The sequence below is a fragment of the Albimonas sp. genome, from assembly GCF_055129145.1.
This window is the reverse complement of sequence record NZ_JBSRTQ010000044.1, coordinates 1-21,995: the sequence shown is the minus strand read 5'-3', so window position 1 is coordinate 21,995 and position 21,995 is coordinate 1. Positions and strand designations below refer to the sequence as shown.

The window sequence follows — 21,995 nt, the reverse complement described above, 5'->3', positions numbered from 1 at the left end:
CCGCCCGCCCGGTCTCCGGCCTCTCCCACCTCGCGCCCCGGCCTTTCGCATGGCAACCTGTCGCGCCGCGCCCTGCTCGGCGGGCTCGCCGCAGCCCCGATGCTCGCCGCGACCGGGATCCGGGCGCGGGCCGCCGCGCCGCTCGCGGTGGTCGCCACCACCTCGATGATCGGCGATCTCGCCCGCGCGGTCGGCGGCGATCGGGTCGAGGCCACCGCCCTGATGGGCCCCGGCGTCGATCCGCATTCCTACCGGCAGACCCGCTCCGACATCGTGCGGCTCGCCCGCGCCGACCTCGCGCCCTGGTCCGGCCTCTACCTCGAAGCGCAGATGGAGGATTTCCTGCGCGACCTCGGCCGCCGCCGCCCCGCCCCCGCGCTGGCCGAGACGCTGCCCGAGGACCGCCTGCTGACCCATCCCGAATATACCGGCCGCTTCGATCCGCATGTGTGGATGGACCCGGGCCTGTGGCTGAACCTCGCCGCCCCGATGCGCGACGCGCTGGCCGAGGTCGACCCCGACGGCGCGGAATACTACGCGTCCCAGGCCGAGGCCTACGTCGCCGACCTCCGCGCCCTCGACGCTTATGCGCGCGAGACGCTGGCCTCCGTCCCCGACCATCGCCGCGTGCTGGTCACCGCCCATGACGCCTTCCGCTATTTCGGCCGGGCCTACGGGTTCGAGGTGCTGGGCATCCAGGGCATCTCCACCGAATCCGAAGCCGGGCTCGCCCGGGTGCAGGCGCTGGTCGACACGTTGGTGGATCGCGCGATCCCCGCGGTCTTCGTCGAAAGCTCGGTGCCCGAGCGCAACGTGCGGTCCCTGATCGAGGGCGCCGCGGCGCGCGGCCATGCGGTGCGGGTGGGGGCGGAGCTCTTCTCCGACGCCATGGGCCGGGACGGGACCTATGAGGGGACTTATATCGGCATGATCGACCACAACGTCACCGCCATCGTGCGCGCCCAGGGCGGGAACGCCCCGTCGCGCGGCATGAACGGCCGGCTGAGCGCGGGGCTCTGACCATGGCCCTGTTCCAGCCCGCCCCCGCCGCCGCCCGCGTCGCCGCGACCCCCGGCCCGGTCGCGCTCGCCCCCGCCGCCCCGCACCCGCTGTCGGTGCGCGGGCTGACGGTGAGCTACGGCGAGAAGCCGGCGGTGTTCTCCATCGACGCCGACATGCCGGCGGGCACGATGACCGCGATCATCGGGCCGAACGGGGCCGGCAAATCCACCTTCCTCAAGGGCGCGCTCGGCGTGATCCCGCGGCTGTCCGGAGAGGCGATGGTCTTCGGCCTGCCCTTCGCCAAGGCCCGCGCGCGGGTGGCCTACGTGCCGCAGCGCGCCTCGGTCGACTGGGATTTCCCGGCGCTGGCCGAGGATGTGGTGATGATGGGGCTTTACGGGCGGATCGGGTTGTTCCGCCTGCCCGGCCGGCGCCACCGCGCCACGGCGCGGGCCTGCCTCGCGCGGGTCGGGATGGAGGCCTTCGCGGAACGTCAGATCGGCCAGCTTTCGGGCGGTCAGCAGCAGCGGGTGTTTCTGGCCCGCGCGCTGGCCCAGGACGCGGATCTCTATCTGCTGGACGAGCCCTTCGCGGGCGTGGATGCGGCGACCGAGCGGGTGCTGGTCGAGGTCCTGAAATCCCTGAAGGACGAGGGGCGGACCATCGCCTGCGTGCACCATGACCTCGCCACCGTGACCGACTATTTCGACCGGGTGCTGATCCTCAACGGCGCGCGCATCGCGGCAGGCACGGTGGCCGAGGCGTTCACCGAGGCCAATCTCCAGGCGGCCTATGGCGGCAAGCTCGCCACCGCGCGGCTCATGCGCGACGCGGGCTGAGCGATGTCCGAGACCTTCGCCGCCTTCCTCGCCGCAGTCACCCTGCAGGCCGGCTACAACGCCTCGCTGGTGGCGCTTGGCGCGGGGCTGCTGGGGCTGGCGGCGGGCGGGGCGGGGACGTTCCTGTTCCTGCGCAAGCGGGCGCTGGTGTCGGATGCCGCGAGCCATGCCGCCCTGCCCGGCGTCGCGGGCGCCTTTCTGGTGATGGTCGCCTTGGGCGGCGACGGGCGATGGCTGCCGGGGCTGATGCTGGGATCCGCGGTCTCCGCCGCGCTGGGCATGGGGCTGGTGACGCTGGCGACGCGCCGCACGCGGTTGTCGGAGGATGCGGCCATCGGGGCGGTTCTGTCGGTCGCCTTCGGCTTCGGGATCGTGCTGCTGACGGTGATCCAGACCGTACCCGCGGGCCGCGCGGCCGGGCTTGAAACCTTCCTCCTCGGCTCCACCGCCGGGATGCTGCGGTCCGAGGCCTGGACCATCGCCGCGGCAGGTGCGATCTGCGCAGGCCTCGTCTTCGCCCTGCGCCGCCCGATGACGCTGGTCGCCTTCGACCCCGAGCACGCGGAGGCGACGGGCGTCTCGGTCTGGCGCACCGACCTCGCGATGATGGCCATCGGGCTGACGGTGACGGTGGTCGGGTTGAAAATCGTCGGGCTGATCCTGATCGTGGCGCTGCTGATCATTCCGCCCGTGACCGCGCGGTTCTGGACCGACCGGGTGTCGACGCTGGCCCTGCTCGCCACCGCCCTCGGCGGCGCGGCGGGGTTCCTGGGCGCGGCGATGTCCGCCGCCGCCGCCAAGCTCCCCACCGGGCCGCTGATCGTTCTGGTGGCCTTTGCGATGTTCCTGATCTCCTTCTTCCTCTCCCCCCGCCGCGGGCTGCTGTCGGTCGCCCTGCGCCGCCGCCGGCTCGAGGCGCGGGTCCATCTGCGCCAGGGCCTGCTGGCGCTGGCCCGCGGCGAGACGGTGTATGACCGCCTGACGCTCCGCCTCCTGCGCGCCCGTGGCCTGATCCGCGCCGACGGCGTGGCGACGCCAGCCGGCCGCGCCGCCGCCGCCGAGGCCCGCCGGGACGAGGCCCGCTGGACGCTGGCCCGCGCGCTCCATGCCGAGGCCGAAGTCGCCGACCGCTATGACGGCCTGACCGCGATCTCCGAAACCCTGACCCCGGATCAGATCGCCGAGCTGGACCGTCGCCTCGCGCTGACCGGCGACCTGCCCTGGCGGGGACCGGAAGGAGCCGCGGCATGATCGACGAAATCCTCAGCCCCGAATTCGTGCAGATCTCGCTCGCCCCGATGGTCATCGGGCTGCTGGCCTCGCTCGCCTGCGCCATCCCCGGGAATTTCCTGCTGCTGCGCAGGCAGGCGCTGATCGGCGACGCCATCTCCCATGTCGCGCTGCCGGGCATCGTGGTCGCCTTCCTCGTCACCGGCGACATCGCCGCATGGCCGATGATGCTGGGCGCGGCCGGCGCCGCGCTGGTCGCCGTGGCGCTGATCGAGGCCATCAAGCGCTTCGGCAAGGTGGAGAGCGGGGCGGCGATGGGGGTCGTCTTCACCTCGCTCTTCGCGCTCGGCGTGCTGCTGCTGGAGCGGACCGACACCGCGGGCGTGCATATCGACGTGCAGCATGCGCTTTACGGCAACCTGGAATCGCTGGTCTGGTTCGATGCGGACGGTTGGGGGTCGGTCTTCGATCCCCGGGCGCTGGCCGGGCTGCCGCCGCAGGCGCCGCGGCTGGCGGTGGTGCTGGCGGTGGTGGCCGTGCTGACGGCGCTGTTCTGGAAGGAGCTCGCGCTCTCCACCTTCGACCCCGGCCACGCCGCGGCCATCGGCCTGCCCACCGGGCTGATCGGCTTCGGATTGGTGACCGCGACGGCGGTGGCGGCGGTGGCGGCCTTCGACGCGGTCGGCTCGATCATCGTCATCGCCATGTTCGTATGCCCCCCGGCCTCGGCCCGGATGCTGACCGACCGGCTGGGGCGTCAAGTGCTCTGGTCGATGGGCTTCGCCGCGGTCTCGGCCGTTCTGGGCTATGTGCTGGCGGGCTACGGACCGGGCTGGCTCGGGCGCGCGGACGCGGTCAGCGCGGCGGGGATGAGCGCCACGGTCGCGGGCGGAATCCTGGTGCTGACCGCCGCCTACGGCCCGCGCCGACGCCGGGCCGGCGCGCCGGCCTGATCGCGCGCAACCGTCCCTCGAATGCTGCACCGCGGCGCCTTTTGCTGCGAATTGCAGCATGTTCACGTTAGCGTCGCACCACACTTGACGCTTCGTGCGACTCGCCTTAGCGTCCGTTCTGCGATTGGCGCGGCCAGTCCGACAGGGACCGAAAGCCGGACCCGCGAACGACCCGAAAATCGGGCGAAGCGGAGATCAGGCAAGCAAAAATTTCCGCATCGGCGGACGAAAGGGCGCTTGGGAGGGCGTCCTTTCCTTTTGCGCGGACCGCTGCCCCGCCGGCCTGTCGCAGGGCGTTTTCGGGCGGCCGAGGCTACGGGCCGCGGTCACCCCTCCTTGAAAACATGCCTCTCCGCCTTGATTTCGTCGTCTAGGGCGGCGAGAACGCTACCCGAACGCCCGGGCGCCTGACTTGTGACGAGGCAAGCGGTCTCGGCCCGACGGCGCCGGATCCCGGACGCCGCCGACCGACGCGGGCCCGATCCGAACGGGCGCCCAACCAGAACGCGAGCAGGAAGCGCATACATGCATCGAATTCCCTACCGTTCCAATCTGATCCGCAACGCCGTCCTGTCCCTCGCGGCGGTCGCCGCCCTGGCGCTGCCCGCGGCGGCGCAGACCACGACGGAGACGCCATCGGCTCCGGCCCCCGCGGCGGAGGCCCCTGCCCCGACGCCGGCCCCCGCGGCGGAGGCGCCCGCGCCGGCCCCCGCGCCTGCCCAGACGGAGCCCGCGCCGGCCCCGGCCCAGTCGCAGGCCGAGACCAAGCCCCAGGCCCCGCGACAGGTGGTGGTCGCGACCCATGGCGACTGGTCGATCGTCTGCCTGAACGGCGACAAGCCCTGCATCATGCGCCAGATCGGCAAGACCGCCGACGGGCGCGAAGTGATGGACGTCTCCATCCGCCGCATCGCCGCCCAGCAGACCCAGGCCGGCACGGTCGAGGCGGTGCTGGACGTGCGCGTCCCGCTCGGCATTCTGCTGCGCGAAGGCCTGTCGATGCAGATCGACGCCGCCGAAGCCCAGCGCGCCGCCTATTCGATCTGCCTCGGCGACGGCTGCCTGATGCGCGAGCCGCTGCCCAATGCGGTCATCGCCAACTTCAAGAAGGGCGCCGTGGCCAAGTTCGGCTTCGTCGCGCCGCAGAACAACGCCCCGGCGACCTTCGACGCCACCGTGTCGCTGACCGGCTTCACCGCCGCCTACAACTCGCTCGAGCCCTGATCCCCGCCCCTTCGGGGCTGGCGACGGACCGGACGCGAAAGGAACGGGGCGGAGGGGATCACCCTCCGCCCCGTTCTTCGTTGTCGAATCTTGCCATCAAAGGGGCTTCCGCCCCGGACCTTGGTCCGCGGGGGGCTTGCGTCAGGGGCCGGTCAGTCGACCCGGCGCGCCGCGATCACCGCGTTGAGCCCGCCGAAGGCGAAGGAGTTGGAGATCGCCGCCCGGATCTCCGCCCGCGCCGCCACGTTGGGGGTCACGTCGAGGTCGCAGTCGGGATCGGGCTCGGCGTAGTTGATGGTGGGCGCGACAATCCCGTCGCGCAGCGCCAGGATCACCGCCGCCAGTTCCAGCGCCCCCGCCCCGCCCAGCGCATGGCCGTGCATCGACTTTGTCGAGCTGACCCGCAGCCGGTCCGCATGGGCGCCGAAGACGGTGCGCAGGGCCTCGACCTCGGTCCGGTCGTTGGCCGCGGTGCCGGTGCCGTGGGCGTTGACGTAGCCCACCTCTTCCGGCGCCATGCCGGCGTCGTCAAGCGCGCCCTGGATCGCACGCGCCGCGCCATCGACGGACGGCTGCACGATGTCGCCGGCGTCGGACGACATGCCGGCGCCCACGATCTCGGCCAGGATGATGGCGCCGCGGGCGAGCGCCGTCTCCAGCGGCTCCAGCACGTAGATCGCCGACCCCTCGGCCAGCGCCATCCCGGCGCGGCCCTTGGAGAACGGGCGGCAGACGTCGCGGGTCATCACCCGCAGTCCCTCCCACGCCTTCATCACCCCGAAGGTCAGCGGCGCATCGACGCCCCCGGTCACCGCGAGATCGCTGACGCCGGAGCGCACCAGCTGGAAGGCCTGGCCCATCGCGTGATTGGCCGACGAACAGGCGGTCGACACCGACCAGCTCGGCCCCTTCAGCCCGTATTTCATCGAGATGAAGGAGGCGGGCGCGGAGGCCATCAGCCGCGGCACCACGAAGGGATGCACGCGGTTCTTCCCCTCCTGGAACACGGCGCGATAGCTGTCGTCGATGGAGCCCATGCCCGGCAGCGCCTCGCCGATCACCACCGCGGCGCGCAGGTCGCGGGCGAGATCGACGGGGAGGTTGGCCTGCGCCATCGCCTCCGCCGCCGCGACCAGCGCCAGCTGCGTGGTCCGGTCGTAGAGCGCGATTTCGGAGCGGGTGTAGCGCGCCTCGGCGTCGAAGCCCTGCACCTGGGCGCCGACCTTCACCGTCAGCCGGTCCAGATCCTCGATCTGCAGCGGGCCGATGCCGCAGCGGCCTTCGGCGAGGCCGGCGAGATGGGTCGGCGCGTCCTGGCCGAGCGACGAGATCACGCCCATGCCGGTGACGACGACGCGCCGCCCCCGCGGTCGGGTGGCGTCCGTCATGCGCCGCTCAGCCCTTCTGCTCGACGAGCAGCGCCTTGACGGCGACGACGATGCTGCGGATGTCGGAGATGTCGAAGTCGCTCTGCGACGGGTCGTTGGCGTTGTAGGGGATGGAGATGTCGAAGGCCTCCTCGATGGCGAACACCGCCTCGACCAGGCCGAGGCTGTCCACCCCGAGGTCGTCCGGCGTCGCGTCGAGCCGGACGTCGGCGGGGTCCATCACCGCCTGTTCCGCGATGATCGCGATGATCCTGCGGGCGATGTCGTCGTCGGCGGCGGCGTCGGTCATGCCCTGCTCCTCGGCTTTTCCAGGTCGGCGGCGCGCCACACGCGCCCGGCAGCACCCCGCTCGTGTCCTAGCTCTTCGGGAAGACGCGGGAAAGCGGCAATTTTCGGGAACCGTCGCCGCAGGTCGGGGCGGCGGCGGCCGGCGGCGGGGTCAGGCGTCGCCGCGGCGGAGCTTGTCCATGAAGCGCGGCAGGCGGCGCAAGGCCATGGTCATCCGGAAGAATTCGTCGCGCTTGACCGCCGGCATCCCCATCATCACCGAACGGGGCGGGACCTGCGCGCCGACGCCGGAACCGGCCGCGATCAGGCTGTCGTGACCGATCTTGAGATGGTCGGCGACGCCGACCTGACCGCCCAGCACCACCCGGTCCCCGATCTCGGTGGAGCCGGCGACGCCGCACTGGGCGCAGATCAGGCAATGCTTGCCGACCTGGACGTTGTGGCCGAGCTGCACCTGGTTGTCGATCTTGGAGCCGTCGCCGACGGTGGTGTCGCGCAGCGTGCCGTTGTCGATGGTGGCGTTGGCCCCGACCTCCACGTCGTCGCCGATGCGCACCGCGCCGAGGCTGTGAATGCGCACATGCACGGTGGCCGCGGCGCCGGCGATGTCGGAGACGCCGCGGGCCTTGGCCGCCTCGACCGCGCCGGGCTCGAGCGTGACGAAGGAGAAGCCGTCGCCGCCGATCACCGCGCCCGGCTGGCAGATGAATCGGTGGCCGATGACGGCGCGGGCCCCGATGCGCACGCCGGCATGCAGCAGCAGGTCGTCGCCGATCGCCGCGCCGGCGCCGATGGCCACGTGGGACTGGATGCAGGCCCGCGCGCCGATGCGCACGCCCGCGCCGATGACCACGAAGGGACCGATGGAGGCGCCGGGGCCGATCTCCGCCGTCGGGTCGATCAGCGCGCTGGGATGGATGCCCTCGGGCGCGTGCAGCTTGTGCTGGAAGACGCCGGTCAGGCCGGCCATGGCGTAGCGCGGGCGCGGCGCGAAGATCGCCGCGGCGAAGCCCAGGCCCTGCCAGTCGGCCCCCTCGGGCAGGATCGCGGCGCGGGCCTGCAGGGGCGTCCTGGCCTCGGTCAGCAGCCGCACCATCGAGGGATCCATGGCGATGGCGATGTCATCGGGACCCGCGTCGGCGGGATGGCGCGGGCCGGCGATGGTCAGGGCGCCGTCTCCGGCATGGTCGAGGCCGAGAGCGGCGGCGAGGGCGTCGATGCGGATCATGGCGGGCTCCCGGGGGCCGGAGAAAATGACGACGTCCTGCCTAGCCGCTCCCGCGCCCGGGGGCCAGTGGCCCGGATCCGCGGCGGAGCGCAGCAGCTCGCGAAGGCATGGCCTGCGGCGCCGTGGCGCCCGCGCGGCGCTGGGACCGGCCGAGGGCGACGACGCGCGACGGCGGCCCAAGACGCGAAACGCGCCCGACCTTGCGGGCGGGCGCGTCGCAGGACCGCTCGCAGGCGCGGCTCAGAGCCCGGTTTCGAGCCCCTCGGCCTGCAGCGCGGCCCAGACGGACTCGTCGCGGCCGTAGACGTCCTCGCGGAACTGCTCGGCCCCGTTCTCGTCCACCCAGGCGGTGCGGTAGGTCAGGTGCACCTGCACCGGCTCGGAGAGGTTCACGTAACGCTCCTTCCCCGCCGCCAGCCAGGCGTCGAAGGTCGCGCGCGGGTCGTCGAGCTGCGGGGCGAGCAGCAGATAGGCCAGCTCGAACGGATCCTGCACCCGCACGCAGCCATGGCTGAAGGCCCGGCCGTCGCGGGAGAACAGGCTCTTGGACGGGGTGTCGTGCAGGTAGATGTTGAACTGGTTGGGGAACATGAACTTGACCCGGCCCAGCGAATTGTCGTCGCCCGGCCCCTGCTTCACCCGGTAGGGGAAGTAGCCGCCGGTGTACTGGGTCCAGTCATGCAAGCTGCTGTCGATCGGGGTCGGGCCGCCGTCGGTGGCCACCACCCGCATGTTCTTGCGGGTCAGGTAGGTCGGGTCCTTCTTCAGCTCCGGCAGGATCTCCTGCGTGGCGATCGACCGGGGGACGTGCCAGGTCGGGTTCACCACCAGATGGGTCATCTGGTCGATGAATTCCGGGGTCCGGTGCCGTTGCTGACCGATGACCACCCGCGCGTCGCGGATCACCTGGCCGTTGTCGTAGAGCCGCATGCGGTAGTCGGCCTGGTTCACGATGATGTGGCGCGGCGCATAGACCTGCGGCGCCCAGCGCAGACGCTCGAGGTTCACCGCCACCTGGTGCAGCCGCTGGCCCACATCCGCGCCCAGCGCGGCGAAGGTGCGCTGGCCGGCGAGGCCGTCGGCGTTGAGCCCGTGGCGACGCTGGAAGGATTTCAGCGCGGCCTCCAGCCCGTCGTCGAAAAGCTCGGGCCGGGCGGTGACCGGCGCATGCTCGCCCAGCTCGCTCAGGCGGGCGCGGACCTGGCTGACCCGCGGACCCTCGTCGCCCTTGCGCAGCGTGCCGCCTTCGGCGAGGTCGGCGCGCCAGCCGCCGGCGGCGGCCTCCCGCTTCAGCCGGGCGTAGACGGCCTTCAGCGCCTTGTAGTCGGGATCGCGCGGGGCCACGGCGTCGAGCCAGACCGTGAGGTCGGGCGCGGCGGCGGCGGCGGTCATCAGCGCGGCGGCCGAGGGCCGGTCGGGAAAGACATGGATCTCGGAGTCCACGCGGCTCGGCTTCAGCGCGCCGGCCGAAAGGTCGCCCGCATAGCGCACCAGCGCGCGGGAGAGGTCGACCTCCAGCGCCGCGCGCCCGGTCTCGTCCAGCGTGCCGGCGCGGGCCACGCGCTCGCGCAGCGAGACGCCGCCATAGACGGGGGTCGGCAGCGCCTCCTCCCCGGCCGCGGCGAGGCGGTCGAGCATGCGGTCCGGCGACTGCGCGCCGCCGGCCGGCGACCAGATCGGCGCTCCGTCGCGGGCGGCGTACCATTCGGCCAGATCCGAAGAGCCGGCGACCGCGGCGAGCACCGCGGCGGCGAGCGGCGTGGCCGGGACCGTTTCGCGCGGCGCGGCGGCGGCGTAGGCCCCGGCCGGGGTCGCGGCGATTCCGGCGGTCTGGGCGAAGGACGCCCCCGTCTGCAACGTGGCCACGGCCGAAATGGCGGCGAAAGCGGCGAATTTGAGGGGAGTAAACGTCATTGTGGCGCCTCGGGCACAGCGAGCGGGGATTGGCGACAAAGGTAGCGCACGCAGGCCCGGTGGGCGAGCGGCGCGCCCCTCCCCTAGCGGAGAATTGCTTAACGCCGTGGGAATAAGGACGCATTCGCGCCGCCCCATTCCGAGCCGCGGCGCAGGCCTCCGTCGTGCGGCGCCCGGGCCCCGTCATTCCGCGCCGAACCAGGGGAATCGGCGCCGCCTATCTGCAACTTTGCAGGTCGGTAGCATCATGTTAACTTTGACGCGTCCAATGAAACGATCGAGGCACATCGGTCGAAGGACGAACGAGGCGGACATAGTGACAGAAAACTGCAGCGGGCTATTGAGCCGGCGCGGCGCACTTGCGGCGTTGGCTGGCGTGACGGCGATGGCATGGGCGGGTCCCGGACTTGCCGCGCCGGCCATCAATATCGGCAAGGGCGAATATCGTCGGATCCGGTTCATCAACGCCAGACTTCAGGAGAAGCTGGATACGGTGTACTGGGTCGACGGTCAGTATGTGCCGGAGGCGCTGGACGAGGTCAGCGCCATCCTGCGCGACTGGCGCGCCGAACTGGTCAAACCCTATCACGAGAAAGTCATCGACGTGCTGGCGGCGGTGCATCGCAAGCTCGACACGGCCGAGCCGTTCGAAGTGGTTTCGGGCTATCGCAGCCCGCAGACCAATGCGGCGATGCGGCAGAACCGGTCCGGCGTGGCGCGCAACAGCTACCACACTCGCGCGATGGCGATCGACCTGAAGCTCAAGAGCCGATCCATCGGTCAGGTCGCGCGGGCCGGCAAGGCGCTTTGCGGCGGTGGCGTCGGCACCTATTCCCGCTCGGGCTTCGTGCATCTGGACTGCGGTCCCGTGCGCAGCTGGGGCGCCTGAGCCCTCTCCCGGGCGACGCTCGGGCGAGATTGCGGAGGGCCGGAGCCCGGCCTCTCCGCCCTGCGCGTGCCGCCGCCTGGCGGGCGCGCCGCGCAACAACCCGACCAAGAGCTTTGGAGGCGCGCCCGCGCGGCGACACGGCCCTTGCGCCTGGCGTGACCGTCGCCGGCGCCCAAGGTCCGGGATCACGGCGCAACCAGGTTCATCGCCCAAGCGCCACGCGCGGTTCACGGGCCCGCCTCAGCCTCCTGACCCGAACCGACCGCGCGACGCCGCAAGTCAAAACCTACACGCCGCACGTCGCCCGTCACCACCTGCGCCACGGCGCAACGCCGCGCGGGCGCCCAGGCGACGCCGGCGCGACGGTCGTCGCGCGGCTCCCCCGGGATCCGCCCCCGCGCCCCGGTCAGGGACGCAGCGTGCCGTCTCCGTCCACCAGGTATTTGAACGAGGTCAGCTGCTCCGCCCCCACCGGGCCGCGGGCGTGCATCTTGCCGGTGGCGATGCCGATCTCGGCGCCGAAGCCGAATTCGCCGCCATCGGCGAACTGGGTCGAGGCGTTGCGCATGAGGATCGCGCTGTCGAGCCGGGCGAAGAACCGCTCCGCCACGGCGTCATCTTCGGTCAGCACCGCTTCGGTATGGGCCGAGCCGTAGGTGCGGATATGCGCGATGGCCGCGTCCACATCCGCCACGACCCTGGCCGCGACGATCATGTCGAGATATTCGCGGCCCCAGTCCTCCGCCCCCGCCGCGACCACGCGGGCGTCGAGCGCCTGCACGCCGGCATCGCCGCGCACCTCGACCCCCGCCGCCAGAAGGTCGCCGATCACCTCGGCCCCATGCGCCGCGAGAAAATCGGGGTGGAACAGCAGGCATTCGGCCGAGCCGCAGATCCCGGTGCGTCTTGTCTTGGCGTTGAGGATCACCGCGCGCGCCTTCGCCGGGTCCGCCGCCGCATCGACGTAGATGTGGCAGATCCCCTCGAGATGGGCGAAGACCGGCACGCGGGCGTCCGACTGCACCCGGCCCACCAGCCCCTTGCCGCCGCGGGGCACGATCACGTCGATCAGGCCCTGCATGGCCAGCATTTCGCCCACCGCGGCGCGGTCGCGGGTCGGCACCAGCTGGATCGCGGTCTCGGGCAGCCCGGCCGCCCGCAGGCCCGTCGCCAGGGCCGCATGGATCGCGGTCGAGCTGTGAAAACTCTCCGACCCGCCGCGCAGGATCGCGGCGTTGCCCGATTTCAGGCACAACCCGCCGGCATCCGCCGTCACGTTGGGGCGGCTCTCGTAGATCACCCCGATCACGCCGAGCGGGGTGGCCACCTTCCGGAAATGCAGGCCGTTGGGCCGGTCCCATTCGGCCAGGACCCGGCCGAGCGGATCGGGCTGGGCCGCGACCTCGCGCAACCCCTGCGCCATCGCGGCGACGCGGGGGGCGTCCAGCATCAGCCGGTCCAGCATCGCGGGGCTGAGCCCCTTTTCGCGCCCGTAATCCATGTCGGCCGCGTTGGCGGCGAGGATCGCAGGCGCGCTGTCCTCGATCGCCTGCGCCGCCGCCAGCAGCGCCGCGTCGCGGGTGGCGGCCGGCGCATAGGAAAGCTCCGCCGCCGCCGCCTTCGCCGCCTCGCCCAGGGCCCGCATCATCGCTGGGATGTCGAGCGTCCCGTCCCGGTCCATGCCCGTTCCGTCCATCATCGCCCGCTCCCTTCCTCGGCCTGCGCAGCGACGTCCTGCGGCTGCGCATCCCAGATGACCATGTTGTCGCTATGCGCGACCTCGGCGCGGGCCGGATGGCCCAGCGCGGCTTCGAGGTCGCGAGACTGCCGCCCGGCGATGGCCAGGGCCTCGTCGGCGGGGTAGCCGACCAGCGCCGCGCCGACGCTCTCGCCGGCTTCCGTCACGATCGCCACCGGGTCGCCGCGGCCGAAATCGCCCTCGACCCCGCGCAGCCCGGCGGGCAGCAGCGAGGCGCCCCGGCGCAAGGCCCGGGCGGCGCCGGCGTCGACCACCAAGCGGCCGACCGGCTTCATCCCCGCGATCCACTGCTTTCGGGCGGTCAGCGGGCTCGCCTCGGCCCGGAACAAGGTCGCCGGCGCCCCGGCCAGCAGGCCCGCCACAGGACGGTCCGTCTCGCCCTTGCAGATCACCATGGCGCAGCCGCCCCGCATCGCGGTCTTGGCGGCCAGCAGCTTGGTGCGCATGCCGCCCGAGCCCGCGTCCGAGCCGACGCCGGCCCCCATCGCCTCGATCTCCGCGGTGATCCGGTCGACCGCATCGAAACGCCGCGCGCCCGGATCGCGCCGCGGGTCGCCGGTGTAAAGCCCGTCGACGTCGGAGAGCAGCACCAGCAGATCCGCCCCGGCCATCAGCGCCACGCGGGCGGCGAGCCGGTCGTTGTCGCCGAACTTGATCTCGTCGGTGGCCACCGTGTCGTTCTCGTTGATCACCGGCATCACGCCGAAGCCGAGCAGGGTCCGCAACGTCGCCCGCCCGTTCAGATAGCGGCGACGATCGCGGGTGTCGTCGAGGGTCAGCAGCACCTGCGCGGCGGGGATGCCATGGGGCGCCAGCACCTCGGAATAGGCCTGCGCCAGCCGGATCTGGCCGACCGCGGCCGCGGCCTGCGCATGCTCCAGCGCCAGCGGCCCGCGGGCGAGGTTCAACGCCCGCCGCCCCAGGGCGATGGAGCCCGAGGAGACCACCAGCACCTCCGCCCCCCGCGCGCGCAGATCGGCGATGTCGGCGGCGACGCCCTCCAGCCAGTCCCGGCGCAGCATGCCGGTGGCGGCGTCGACCAGCAGGGCCGAGCCGATCTTGATCACCAGCCGCGACGCCCCCGCCACCGCCGCGGCGGCGATGGAGGCATGGCCGTCGCCTGTGGCCGCGCCGGCGTAGGTCAGGGGCGCCAAGGCTCGTCCTCCGCCCCGCGGCCTTCCTCGTCGATCCCCGCCTCCTTGCGGCGCTTGGCCATCACCTCGCGGCGCAGCATCCGCAGCGCCTCGAGCGTGTTGGTCCCCGCGACGCCGGAGATGGGCAGGATCCGCCCGGCGCCGGCCGCGGTCAGGGCGGCGATCTTTTCGGCAACCTCCTCCTCGGTCAGCGCGTCGATCTTGTTGAGCGCGGTGATGCAGGGCTTTTCGTCGATGCCCGCGCCATAGGCCGCGAGCTCGGCCCGGATCACCTGCCAGTCGGCCACCACATCCTCGGCGGTGCCGTCGATCAGGTGGAGAAGCACCGCGCAGCGCTCGACATGGCCGAGGAACTGGTCGCCCAGACCCTTGCCCTCGCTCGCGCCCTCGATCAGGCCGGGGATGTCGGCGATGACCAGTTCGGTGTCGTCCACGCCCGCGACGCCAAGGTTCGGGTGCAGGGTGGTGAACGGGTAATCGGCGATCTTCGGCCGGGCGTTCGACACCGCCGCCAGGAACGTCGATTTTCCGGCATTGGGCAGGCCCGCGAGCCCGGCATCCGCGATCAGCTTCAGGCGCAGCCAGAGCGTGCGCTCCACCGCCTCCTGCCCCGGATTGGCCCGGCGCGGGGCGCGCTGGACCGAGGACTTGAAGTGCAGGTTGCCGAAGCCGCCATTGCCGCCCTTGCCGAGCAGCGCCCGCTGGCCGAGCTCGGTGAGGTCGGCGATCACCGTCTCCTCATCCTCGTCCAGGATCTCGGTGCCCACCGGCACGCGCAGCACCATGTCCTCGCCATTGGCGCCGGTGCGCTGGCGCCCGGCGCCGGCGCGGCCGTTGCCGGCGAAGAAATGCTGCTGGTAGCGGAAGTCGATCAGGGTGTTGAGCCCGTCCACCGCCTCGGCCCAGACGTCGCCGCCATTGCCGCCGTCGCCGCCGTCGGGCCCGCCCTGTTCGATGAACTTTTCACGCCGGAACGACACGCAGCCGTTTCCGCCGGCGCCCGAACGAATGTAAACCTTGGTGAGGTCGAGAAATTTCATGCCGCGCTCCTGCCCGGTTCGAGATCAACGGCGAGCGCCGCGGAGAGCGCCTCGCGGGTCAGCGCGAAGCGAAGAAGGGGGGCCGGGACCGGGCGGGCGGGGGCCGCGCCCGTCGTCCGACCGGTCTCCCGGAACCCCAGAGAGGTCAGCAGGGCGCGGGAGGCGGCGTCGTCCTCGAACGCCTCCGCCTCGAGCCCCTTCAGGGCGAAACGGTCCATGACATGGGGCAGGAAGGCGGCCAGCGCCTCCCGCCCGTAGCCCCGGCCGCGCCAGAGCGGGCCGATCCAGACCGAGATGTCGGGCGCGCCGGTCCGGGGCGCGGGCCCGAGCCCGATCTCCCCGATCAGCCGCCCGCCGAGCCGCAGGCCCAGCCGGAACCCCGGCCGCCCGCGAAAGGCGGCGGCCGCGATCCGCGCCGCGGCCGCGTCGCGCGTCATCGGGTGGATCACCGTGCCGGTCATCCGGGCCGAGACCGGGTCGGTCAGCGCGGCCAGCGCCGGCGCATCGTCGCCGGTCATCGGGCGCAGGGTCAGGTTGGCGGTGACCAGCGCGATGCCCTGCCCCGCCAGCCAGCCGGCGCGGTCGAGCACGAGGTCGATCTGGTCGACCTCCGCCCCCCGGCCCAGCGAATGGGTGCGCGAGGCCCCCACCCGCCGGAAGCCCAGCGAGGTCAGCACCCGCAGCGAGGCGGGGTTGTCGGCGAAGACCGCCCCCTCCACCCGATCCCGGCGCAGCGCCCCGAAGGCGTGAATGCACAGCGCGCCGGCCGCCTCGCGCGCATAGCCCCGGCCCCGGGCGCGTGCGCCCAGCCAGTAGCCGATGCCGCGCGGGCCGATCCCGCACATGCCCTGCGGTTCGCCGTCGTCGATCACCCGCACCAGCTCGTCCGCCATGGCCATCGAGACCAGCGCGTCGCGCAGGGCGTCGGGCGGATTGGGGTTGGGAATGCGCGTGGTCATGCGCGCCACGTCCGGATCGGAGCTGAGCTCCGCCAGAGGCGCGATATCCGAAGGCCGCGGCGCCCGAAGGCGCAGCCGCGGCGTCATGAGGTCTGGGGTCGCCATCTCTCCCGATCCAGCCGGTAGCGCCACACGGGCGCGACGGCGCCCCGGGCGGCGCTGTAGGCCTCCCCGTCGCCGACATAATCGAAACCCGCCCGGGTCAGCACATGGGCCGAAGCGGCGGAATTGTCCTGGTAGACCTGGGCGACGATCGCCTCGGCCCCCGCGTCGAACAGCGTGGCGCAGACGGCGCGGGCCGCCTCCGTCGCGTAGCCGGTGTTCCAGAACGGCGGTCCCACCACATAGGACAGCCGCCACACGCCCTCGCCCTCGTCCGCGGCGCCGTTCAGAAAGACCAGACCCACCATCTCGGGCCCGTCGGAGCGGCTCGCGTCCATGACGTAGAGCGGCCCGGATCGGCGCCCGGCGAGCGCACGTTCGATCATCTGTTCGGCGGCGCCCGGCGGAAACGGATGCGCGATCAGCGACAGCGATTTCGCCACCCGAGGGTCGGCGAGATAGAGCGCCATCATGCCCGCGTCCCGCGCGCGCGGGGCGCGCAGCACCAGCCGCCCGGCCTCGATCGTCGACGGCAGCTTTTTTCCATCCATCATCGCCGCGAACATCGCGCCATCCTTCCCTGAGTCAGGGCCTTCCCCGTTGAGAGGCGTCTCCCCCTCGGACCGCGCGTCTCTGGCGGACGGCGTCGGCCCGACCGGCGCGGGGCCGAGGCCCCTTCGCCGGAAAGCGACGAGGGCCGGCGGGGATGCACCCCGCCGGCCCTCTGGTGAATTCGGCCCTGTCGGGGTGTTACTCGGCGGCTTCGGCCATCGGGGCCGGGATCACCGACACGAAGGTCCGACCCTTGAAGCCCTTGGTGAACTTCACGGCGCCTTCGACGGTCGCGAACAGGGTGTGATCCTTGCCCATCCCGACATTGTCGCCGGCCCACCACACGGTGCCCCGCTGACGGATCAGGATGTTGCCGGGGATGACGGCTTCGCCGCCATACTTCTTCACGCCCAGTCGGCGACCCGCAGAGTCGCGACCGTTGCGCGAGGAGCCGCCTGCCTTTTTATGAGCCATCTCGGTCTCTCCTTAACGTGTCGCTGCGATCAGGCGTCGGCGGAGGCGGTTTCGGCCGGAGCCGACCGCGCGCCCAGCGCCGCCTTCACGCCGGTGGCATCGCCGCCGGTCGCGAGAATTTCGGTGACCCGGATCAGGGTCAGCTGCTGACGATGGCCCTTGCGGCGCGCCGAGGAATGCTTCCGGCGGCGACGCTTGAACGAGATCGTCTTGGGGCCCTTGGTCTGGTCGACCACTTCGGCCTGCACGGCGGCGCCGGCCACCCACGGCGCGCCGACGGCCAGCTCGGCGTCTTCGCCGCCGATCATCAGCACGTCGTTGAACTGGATCGTCTCGCCGGCTTCCGCCGCGAGCTTCTCCACGGTGAACTCGTCGCCGGCGGCGACCTTGTACTGCTTGCCACCGGTCTTGATGACGGCGAACATCGTGTCTTCCTTCAAACCTCCGCGTCCTGCGGCGCCCCTTGCGGGGACTTCGGGGACGGGGAAGCGGTCGGGCCCGGGGCCGTCGCGCCTCCCGTCCCGCCTCGGACGGCGCGCTCCCGGTCGGGAGCGTACGGCGCGGGTCGCGCCAGACGGAATCGCGGCGGGCTGACCCACCGCGACAAGAGCCGCGCTTATCGCCGCGCCTCCAGGCCAAGTCAAGCGCCGCCGACCTGCGCGGGGACGAAACCGTCCCGCCCGGCATTGGTCCGCCGGAGACGTCGATTTTCCCAGGGAACGTGCAACCGGCCCGATCACGCGCTCGCTCCATACGTCCAATCCATCCTCACCCGAACCCAGCCCCTGCGGGCCGGACGGCGAGAGCGCCGCGCGCCCTGGCCGGCGCCACTGACGCGATCGCGCCCGCCTTGACGACGCTTGCCGCCGTCGCCGCAGGGCCCGACATGCGCCAAGCCTGCACCGTTGCGGGCGCGAACCCCGACGCCGACCGCTTGATTGTCGCCATCCCCGCAGCCGCCTTCAAAGATGCCTGAGGCGCTACAGGGCGGCGGGGCGCTCATGGCGCCGAAGACCTAGGGCGTGTTGACGAAGTCCCTGATCCACATACGGATCGAGGCGACCTGGACGCAGCCGAGGAAGCTCGCGGCCGTCTTGTCGTAGCGGGTGGCGACGCGCCTGGCGTTCTTTAGCCGGTTGAAGCATCGCTCGATCCGGTTGCGCAGGGCGTAGATGTGCGTGTCGACGCTCTCACGGACCCTGCGGTTCTTGCGGGCCGGGATCACGGCCACGCCGCCCCGGTCCTGCATGTCCTGCCGGATCGCGTCGGAGTCGTAGCCGCGGTCGGCCAGCAGCACTCGGGCGGTCGGTCCGTCGGCCGCCATCAACGGCGCGTAGCCGCGGTAATCGGACACCTCGCCGCCCGTGATTTCGAGGGCGATGGGCAGGCCCGCACCGTTCGTCTTGAGATGGATCTTGGTCGAGAAACCACCTCTTGAGCGGCCAAGACCCTGATCCTGAATCCCCCCCTTGCGCCCGCGGCGCAGTGATGGGCGCGGGCGATGGTGCTGTCGATCATCTGGACGCTGCAGCGCCTCGGCCTCGTTAAGGACCTCCAGGATCAGGTCCCAGATCCCTGCGAGCGTCCATCGTCGGAACTGGCGGTAGACCGAGCCCCACGGGCCGAAGCTTTCCGGCAGGTCTCTCCAGGGCGAACCGGTCCGCGCGATCCAGAACACCCCGTCCAGCACCAGGCGGTGATCTTTCGGCGGGCGGCATCTCTTCTGGCCGCTCTCGATCACGAACGGCGCGAAGAACGCCCATTCCTCATCGCTCATCAGATTGCGAGCCAAGATCCCCTCCCTTCCAGGGAGGGACTCTGAATCACGCCTCAGCCGATTTGGGAATCCACTTCGTCAACACGACCTAAGCAATTGAAATAGCGAGGTTTATGACGGACGCAGCGCGCTGGACATGCTGTGAGCGAGCGTGGTCTTCACCTTGGCTGTTTGATCTCGATCCGATCCATCAAATGCCGGGACTGAGCATCTCTAAGCTTCCGGATCAAAGCAATGATCGGAAAATTGTGGAACGACGTGAGTCTGAATTAGTCTAGACGCGCTGATTTCTTGCGCGAAGCACTTTTCGTGGATAGAACGCGCTCGCGAAGCAAAAAAATGGCGGAGCCAGCCAACTTTCGGACAGCGTGCGGTGTGAAGACCGCATACGGCCCGGCTGGGCCCCCGGGGGAGGTCAACGATTTGCTGGAACGAACGCCAGACGCAAAACGCGCAGCGATGAGCGGTGCTAGACATTCGCACCGGCGCGTCGAGCCCCGACGGCACGTGTCGCTGGCCGATACGTTTCGTCGCCGTATCGCCGCCGGCGAAATACCCGTGGGCGATGCCCTGCCCACCGAACGCGCGATCGCAGAAAACGAGCGGGTCAGCCGCGGCACCGTGCGCGAGGCGTTGCGGCTGCTGGAGCGCGATGGGTTGATCGCGCGACGCCAGGGCTCCGGCACCACCGTGGTCTCGCGCCATCCGCAGAACTTCGTGCAGCCGCTGGAGTCGCTGGATGCGCTGCTGTCCTATCCCAAGGACACCCATATCCGCCTGCTGGGCGTCGAGAAACTCACCTCGGACGCGCGGCTGGAAACGGAATGCGGCGTGCCTGCCGCGCGGAAATGGCTGCGGCTTTCGCTCTGCCGTTTCGGCGGCGAGGCCGGGTCGCCGGTCTCGCACACCCATGCCTACTGCCCGCCGGATCTGAAGACCGGGCCGGAGGATGTCGGCCCCTTCGTCATGCCGGTGTTCCGGCTGGTCGAGCGTCAGCTGGGCCTGCATACCGGGCGGGCGACGCTTCGCATCGAAGCGATCGCGACGCCCGCGGCGCTGGCGGACCTGCTGGAGGTTCCGGAAGGCGCGCCGGCGATCCGGATCGCGCGCGCCTATCATGACCTCGACGACCAGATCTATCAGATCTCGGTGACCACGCATCCGGCCGGACGATACGCATTCGAGGCCTCGATTCCGGTCTGACGCCCGATCCTTTCGCGGGATCGGTCCCGACGAGCCTTCCCCGTTCCCCGAAGCCTTCCCGGCGCCCGCCTCGGCGCGCCGCCCCGCCTTCGCAACTGCGGCAGGCGATTCTTCGCTGCAGCAAAAAAAGTCATAAAAAATGCTGCAACGCGAGATAATTAGGCAAATGGTATAGACCAATTTTGCGGGCACGGCCATTGTATGGACATTAATGTCCGCCGAAACCGCAACGCGATCAACAACTTCCGATTCATTTGTCCGGACCGCCCGAAGACTGGCACGGCGGTTGCTGTAGCGTAGGTGTCCATTGAGGAGATCACGCATGAAGCTTCCTTACCTGAAAACGCTGGCGGCCGCGGCATTGACCGGGCTGCTGACGGCCCAGCCGGCCATATCCGAGAGCGTGCTCCGCATCGCCATGACCGCCGCCGACGTGCCGTCCACCACCGGCATGCCGAACAACGGCTTCGAAGGGATGCGCTTCCTCGGGTTCCCGATCTTCGAGCCGCTGGTCGACTGGGATCTCAGCAGCGCCGACAAGCCGGCCGTGCTGCGCCCCGGGCTCGCCACCAGCTGGGAGGCGGATGAGGCCGATCCCACCCGCTGGACCTTCAAGCTGCGCGAGGGCGTGACGTTCCACGACGGCTCCGCCTTCGACGCCGACGCGGTGATCTGGAACCTCGAGCGGTTCTTCGACAAGGACTCGCCCCAGTTCGACCAGAACGGCGCCGCCATCACCCAGGCGCGCAACCCGCTGCTGAAAAGCTGGGAGAAGATCGACGACCATACCGTCGTCCTCGTCACCAAATATCCGGCCAGCTACTTCCCCTATGTGATCGCCTACACTCTCATCGCCAGCCCCGCGCAGTTCGAGGCGGTGGGCAAGGACTGGAACGCCTTCTCCAAGAAGCCGTCCGGCACCGGACCTTTCCGGATCACCGATGTCGAGCCGCGGGTCAGCGTCACGCTGTCGAAGTTCGACGGCTACTGGAACCCGGACCGCCTCGCCAAGGTCGACGCGGTCAAGCTGTTCCCGATGCCGGAGGCGACCACCCGTCTCGCCGCCCTGCGTTCGGGCCAGGTGGACTGGATCGAAGTGCCGCCGCCCGATGCGATCCCCGGCCTGGAATCGGCCGGCTTCGAGGTGGTGACCAACACCTACCCGCATATCTGGCCTTATCTGTTCAACATGATGGAGGGCTCGCCCTTCGAAGACGTGAGGGTCCGCCAGGCCGCGAACTACGCCGTCGACCGCGAGGGCCTGGTGACCCTGCTCAACGGCACCGCCGCGGCGGCCAAGGGCCTCTACCCGGAGGACCACCCGTATTTCGGCCACCCGAAGAATGACTATGGATACGATCCCGAGAAGGCCATCGCCCTGCTGAAAGAGGCCGGATATGGTCCGGACAAACCGGTCGAGGCCAAGATCATGATCTCGACCAGCGGTTCGGGTCAGATGATGCCGATCCCGATGAACGAATACATCCAGCAGAGCATGGCCAAGGTCGGCATCAACCTGTCGTTCGAGGTGGTGGAATGGGGCACCCTGCTGGTCGCCTTCCGCAACGTGCCGGGCACGCCCCCGACGATGGGCGCCGACGCGCTGAACGTGTCGCTGGTGACCTCGGACTATTCCTACCTCTACCGCTACTACCACTCCAAGAACGCCTCGCCGGTCGCCTACAACTGGGGCCACTGGAAGAACCCGGAGTTCGACGAGATCCTCGACAAGGTCGAGGCGAACTTCGACCCGGCCGCGGTCGACGAGGTGATGCCCCGCGCGCATGAGCTGATCGTCGACAACGCGCCGTGGCTGTTCATCGTCCACGACCTCAACCCGCGGGCGATGTCGTCGAAGGTCAAGGGCTTCGTCTCGGCGCAGAGCTGGTTCCAGGACCTGACCAACGTCTACCTCGAAGACTGACCGCCCCGGCTGAACGCCAAGCCCGCGGCGCGCCGCGGATCCGGACCTCCCAGCGCGGCGCCCCCGGGCGCCCCGCCCCCCCCCCCCCCCGCCCGC

General features: G+C 71.0%; 19 protein-coding genes and 1 pseudogene. 8 read left to right on the top strand and 12 right to left on the bottom strand.

From position 1 onward, the window contains the following. Positions 1 to 99: 99 nt before the first annotated feature. From ACTB72_RS09320 to ACTB72_RS09300, 5 genes are all read left to right on the top strand, one after another. A complete protein-coding gene (locus tag ACTB72_RS09320) occupies positions 100 to 1,020 on the top strand; it encodes a metal ABC transporter solute-binding protein, Zn/Mn family (protein ID WP_463036722.1) in 921 nt (306 codons plus the stop codon). Positions 1,021 to 1,022: 2 nt separating this feature from the next. After that, on the top strand, positions 1,023 to 1,841 hold the full coding sequence (locus tag ACTB72_RS09315) for a metal ABC transporter ATP-binding protein (protein ID WP_463036711.1): 819 nt from the start codon (positions 1,023 to 1,025) through the stop codon (positions 1,839 to 1,841). Between the two features lie 3 nt (positions 1,842 to 1,844). Continuing rightward, entirely contained in the window at positions 1,845 to 3,092 is a 1,248-nt protein-coding gene (locus ACTB72_RS09310) for a metal ABC transporter permease (RefSeq protein WP_463036710.1), read from the top strand. Further along, the gene (locus ACTB72_RS09305) at positions 3,089 to 4,024 is read left to right on the top strand and encodes a metal ABC transporter permease (RefSeq protein ID WP_463036709.1); all 936 of its coding nucleotides are present in this window, start codon (positions 3,089 to 3,091) and stop codon (positions 4,022 to 4,024) included. The genes ACTB72_RS09310 and ACTB72_RS09305 overlap by 4 nt, the downstream gene beginning before the upstream one ends. Before the next feature lie 525 nt (positions 4,025 to 4,549). Continuing rightward, positions 4,550 to 5,248, top strand: a complete 699-nt coding sequence (locus ACTB72_RS09300) for an invasion associated locus B family protein (protein WP_463036708.1) — start codon at positions 4,550 to 4,552, stop codon at positions 5,246 to 5,248. A 152-nt stretch (positions 5,249 to 5,400) separates the two neighbouring features. Here ACTB72_RS09300 and ACTB72_RS09295 read toward each other — a convergent pair whose 3' ends face one another. The 4 genes from ACTB72_RS09295 to ACTB72_RS09280 form a co-directional block, all read right to left on the bottom strand. Beyond that, positions 5,401 to 6,636, bottom strand: a complete 1,236-nt coding sequence (locus ACTB72_RS09295; RefSeq protein ID WP_463036707.1) for a beta-ketoacyl-[acyl-carrier-protein] synthase family protein — start codon at positions 6,634 to 6,636, stop codon at positions 5,401 to 5,403. Between the two features lie 7 nt (positions 6,637 to 6,643). Next, positions 6,644 to 6,925 (bottom strand): phosphopantetheine-binding protein, encoded by a 282-nt coding sequence (locus ACTB72_RS09290; protein ID WP_463036706.1) that lies wholly within the window; start codon positions 6,923 to 6,925, stop codon positions 6,644 to 6,646. Between the two features lie 150 nt (positions 6,926 to 7,075). Continuing rightward, positions 7,076 to 8,152, bottom strand: coding sequence for a UDP-3-O-(3-hydroxymyristoyl)glucosamine N-acyltransferase (gene lpxD, locus ACTB72_RS09285; protein WP_463036705.1), 1,077 nt, complete (start codon positions 8,150 to 8,152; stop codon positions 7,076 to 7,078). Positions 8,153 to 8,392: 240 nt separating this feature from the next. Further along, positions 8,393 to 10,066, bottom strand: coding sequence for a L,D-transpeptidase family protein (locus ACTB72_RS09280; protein ID WP_463036704.1), 1,674 nt, complete (start codon positions 10,064 to 10,066; stop codon positions 8,393 to 8,395). A gap of 385 nt (positions 10,067 to 10,451) precedes the next feature. On the opposite strand from ACTB72_RS09280, the gene ACTB72_RS09275 reads away from it, so the two are divergent. Next, positions 10,452 to 10,955 (top strand): YcbK family protein, encoded by a 504-nt coding sequence (locus ACTB72_RS09275; RefSeq protein ID WP_463036703.1) that lies wholly within the window; start codon positions 10,452 to 10,454, stop codon positions 10,953 to 10,955. 406 nt (positions 10,956 to 11,361) lie between these two features. On the opposite strand, the gene ACTB72_RS09270 is transcribed toward ACTB72_RS09275, so the two are convergent. The 8 genes and pseudogenes from ACTB72_RS09270 to ACTB72_RS09235 all read right to left on the bottom strand — a co-directional run bounded on the left by ACTB72_RS09270 (position 11,362) and on the right by ACTB72_RS09235 (position 18,787). Then, positions 11,362 to 12,651 carry a glutamate-5-semialdehyde dehydrogenase gene (locus ACTB72_RS09270; protein WP_463036721.1) on the bottom strand — a complete coding sequence of 430 codons (1,290 nt, stop codon included), beginning with the start codon at positions 12,649 to 12,651 and terminating at the stop codon, positions 11,362 to 11,364. Continuing rightward, positions 12,651 to 13,859 carry a glutamate 5-kinase gene (proB, locus tag ACTB72_RS09265; RefSeq protein ID WP_463036720.1) on the bottom strand — a complete coding sequence of 403 codons (1,209 nt, stop codon included), beginning with the start codon at positions 13,857 to 13,859 and terminating at the stop codon, positions 12,651 to 12,653. Before proB ends, ACTB72_RS09270 begins: the two co-directional genes overlap by 1 nt. Then, entirely contained in the window at positions 13,856 to 14,908 is a 1,053-nt protein-coding gene (obgE, locus tag ACTB72_RS09260; protein ID WP_463036702.1) for a GTPase ObgE, read from the bottom strand. Before obgE ends, proB begins: the two co-directional genes overlap by 4 nt. Continuing rightward, complete coding sequence (locus tag ACTB72_RS09255; RefSeq protein ID WP_463036719.1) at positions 14,905 to 15,954, bottom strand: GNAT family N-acetyltransferase; 1,050 nt, start codon at positions 15,952 to 15,954, stop codon at positions 14,905 to 14,907. Before ACTB72_RS09255 ends, obgE begins: the two co-directional genes overlap by 4 nt. After that, positions 15,951 to 16,535, bottom strand: coding sequence for a GNAT family N-acetyltransferase (locus ACTB72_RS09250; protein WP_463036701.1), 585 nt, complete (start codon positions 16,533 to 16,535; stop codon positions 15,951 to 15,953). The genes ACTB72_RS09255 and ACTB72_RS09250 overlap by 4 nt, the downstream gene beginning before the upstream one ends. A gap of 184 nt (positions 16,536 to 16,719) precedes the next feature. Then, the gene (gene rpmA / locus ACTB72_RS09245) at positions 16,720 to 16,995 is read right to left on the bottom strand and encodes a 50S ribosomal protein L27 (protein WP_463036700.1); all 276 of its coding nucleotides are present in this window, start codon (positions 16,993 to 16,995) and stop codon (positions 16,720 to 16,722) included. A 32-nt stretch (positions 16,996 to 17,027) separates the two neighbouring features. After that, a pseudogene (gene rplU, locus ACTB72_RS09240) lies at positions 17,028 to 17,420 on the bottom strand (50S ribosomal protein L21); the annotation flags it as partial. A 590-nt stretch (positions 17,421 to 18,010) separates the two neighbouring features. Then, a complete protein-coding gene (locus ACTB72_RS09235) occupies positions 18,011 to 18,787 on the bottom strand; it encodes an IS5 family transposase (protein ID WP_463036699.1) in 777 nt (258 codons plus the stop codon). Positions 18,788 to 19,111: 324 nt separating this feature from the next. Between ACTB72_RS09235 and ACTB72_RS09230 the strand changes: the two genes are divergently transcribed. Both ACTB72_RS09230 and ACTB72_RS09225 read left to right on the top strand, forming a co-directional pair. Next, a complete protein-coding gene (locus tag ACTB72_RS09230; RefSeq protein ID WP_463036698.1) occupies positions 19,112 to 19,975 on the top strand; it encodes a GntR family transcriptional regulator in 864 nt (287 codons plus the stop codon). A gap of 322 nt (positions 19,976 to 20,297) precedes the next feature. Then, on the top strand, positions 20,298 to 21,899 hold the full coding sequence (locus tag ACTB72_RS09225) for an ABC transporter substrate-binding protein (RefSeq protein ID WP_463036697.1): 1,602 nt from the start codon (positions 20,298 to 20,300) through the stop codon (positions 21,897 to 21,899). Positions 21,900 to 21,995: the final 96 nt, after the last annotated feature.